Source organism: Corynebacterium sp. MSK047, assembly GCF_030232285.1.
Lineage (GTDB): Bacteria > Actinomycetota > Actinomycetes > Mycobacteriales > Mycobacteriaceae > Corynebacterium > Corynebacterium jeikeium_D.
In genome coordinates this window covers 1-2,526 of sequence record NZ_JASPJI010000045.1, presented here as the reverse complement: position 1 = coordinate 2,526, position 2,526 = coordinate 1, and the positions used below count along the sequence as shown (strand labels likewise).

1 protein-coding gene is annotated in these 2,526 nt (G+C 53.5%); it reads right to left on the bottom strand.

The window, feature by feature from the left end; translation table 11 throughout:
- Window positions 1-575 precede the first annotated feature (575 nt).
- Window positions 576-2,024: a nucleobase:cation symporter-2 family protein gene (locus QP981_RS11070; RefSeq protein ID WP_284858019.1), complete on the bottom strand. Its 1,449-nt coding sequence runs from the start codon at window positions 2,022-2,024 to the stop codon at window positions 576-578.
- Window positions 2,025-2,526 lie beyond the last annotated feature (502 nt).

Genomic DNA, 2,526 nt, shown 5'->3' with positions numbered 1-2,526 from the left:
CCGATGGTACTGCACTCGGGAGGGTGTGGGAGAGTAGGTCGCCGCCGGCATAAAAAGTTTATTGTGTGGGTCGTGGTTGCCTTGCCCCTTGTGTGGGGTGGGCTGCTGCGGCCCACTTTTGTACCTACGGATAAACAACATTTAATCGACAAATGTCGTGGCTTATATCTCGGGGTAGCTACCGATTTGGCTTAATTGCGGGTACTTAGAAGGGTCCGATGCGCAGTACACCGGTCGGAGGCTCCTCGAATTCTGGCACTGAGCTTGTTGGCATGTCCGATTCAGTTATTGCACTTCTGTGTTTACCACAGCCACTCATCCCGACATGCAGATACCGCGCTTCAATGGGGCTTTACTGCCAAGCTGTCCAAATAGGGATCCATACGCTTATTTGGAATTCGTCCTGATTCTTAAGTCCTACCTACGAGACAACGCGGCGCCATCCAAGGTCGCGCCAAAAGGAAATCCCGTATGGGCGAGGTATTTCCTGCGCCCATACGGGAATGTGTTGTATTTAGTCACGCCAGCGCGGTCTGGGATTGAGCTATCGAGCCGCGCTGATCAAAGTACCGAAGTTAGCTATTGCTGCTCGGCTTAGCTGGTGGGACGTCGCCGTAGCCGTCGTGGTCCTTATCTTCAGAGTTGATACCTCCGCGGAAGGTGTCGTGAGCGCTCGGAGTAACTGTGTGCGGTGCACGGTCGGCGGTGTTGAACAAAAGGTTCAAGATGATTGCTGCGACGGAACCTACGCAGATTCCTGAGGCCATAAACGTTTGTGCCCATGCCGGCAGTCCGGAGAATAGTTCGGGCGATACAGCAGGAAGCAATGCCAGTGCCAACGGAATACCAACCACGATCACGTTGGATTCAGTGAACTTAACCTTGGATAGGGTGCGGACGCCGGATGCTGCGACCATGCCGAACAAGGCGATACCGGCACCTCCCAAAACTGGAGCCGGGATAGCAGCAACGAGAGCGGCCGTCTTTGGAATCAGGCCTAGAACCAGCAGCATTCCGCCTGCAGCTGCGGTAACCCACCGGGATCGCACACCCGTGATGGACAGGACGCCGATGTTCTGGGCAAACGCCGTGTATTGGAAGGTATTGAAAATACCACCGATCACGGTCGCAGCACCGTCGGCACGCAGTGTGTCGGCAATACGGCGATTATCAATCTCGGTCTCGGTAATCTCACTGATCGCAAGCACATCTCCAGTCGCCTCGACCATAGTCACAAGCGAAACAATGCACATGGCAAATACAGCCGAGAAGACAAACTCAGGCATGCCGAAGTAGAACGGATGTGTCAACCCAAAGATTGGTGAGTCCTTAGTCCCAGACCAATCCACCATTCCCAATGGAATGCACAGCAGCAACCCAGAAATCATGCCCACTAGAACGGCGATTCGGGCGAGCCATTCCGGTGCCCAACGCTCAATACTGAGAATCAAGACCAACACAAACACAGCTACTGCCAAGTTTTGGGGCGTGCCGAAATCAGGAGTGTCCTTGACTTCAGCACCGCCACCAACCCAGTCAGCTGCGACTGGCATAAGCGTCGTACCGATAATCAATAGCACCGTGCCAGTGACCAACGGCGGAAATAGACGTAGAAGCGACGCAAAAAGCGGTGCAAAGAGCATCATGAAAATGCCCGATGCAATCACCGAACCGTAGATTGCGGGCACGCCGTATTGCGATCCGATAGTGACCATCGGAATGGCGGCAGAGAAGGTACAGCCCTGAATCAGTGGTAACCGCACACCAAATCGCCAAATACCCACCGACTGCACGATGGTGGCGATGCCGGCAACAAACAGGTCCGCGGCAATTAGGTGCGGAATATCGGATGGGGACATACGCCCGGCATCCACAAGTGCCCAGCCCACGAAAAGCGGGACTGCCACCGCGCCTGCATACGCGGCGAGCACATGTTGAAAGCCGAGTACAAGCAATTTCACATGGCCCGGATACTCATCGACCGGATGGACCGGCCGGGCATCGGTCTTCGTTGATGTAGTCACAGTTCGACTTTAGTTCCCTAGTCCAGCTTTTCCTCACTGGAGCTTTCTATTGGGGTGGTTTCGCTCCATCTCGCTTTACGACGAAGGCCTCGAGACTTGTCACTTTGCTGAGATAAATCGTGAGTGTGCGTAAGAAGCCGGTGAACGAACGCATTGCCGAACAGCTTTAAGTGAAACTCTAGGGTTATGGTCTTCTATTAGCTCGAAAGTACCCAAGAAAGGCATTGTGACCTGCGGGTTCGCTTTATGTGTGAAGTGTGTGTAATGTATCCGGGGTCAGCGCGACAGGGCGATGTGATCGCTTGTTGTGGTGATGCGGGGGAGAGTTTACTTTGTATTCACGGTCGGTTTGACTTGTGTTTGCAGTGAAGGTAGAGTCTTCTTCTGCTGCTCACGTGGTGGTTGCCCTGGTTGGGGTGGTTGTTTTCGTGGGTGTGTGTTGTGTGAGAACTCAATAGTGTGCCGATGTACTAACTAATACTTTTTTGGGAAAGTGCTTGTT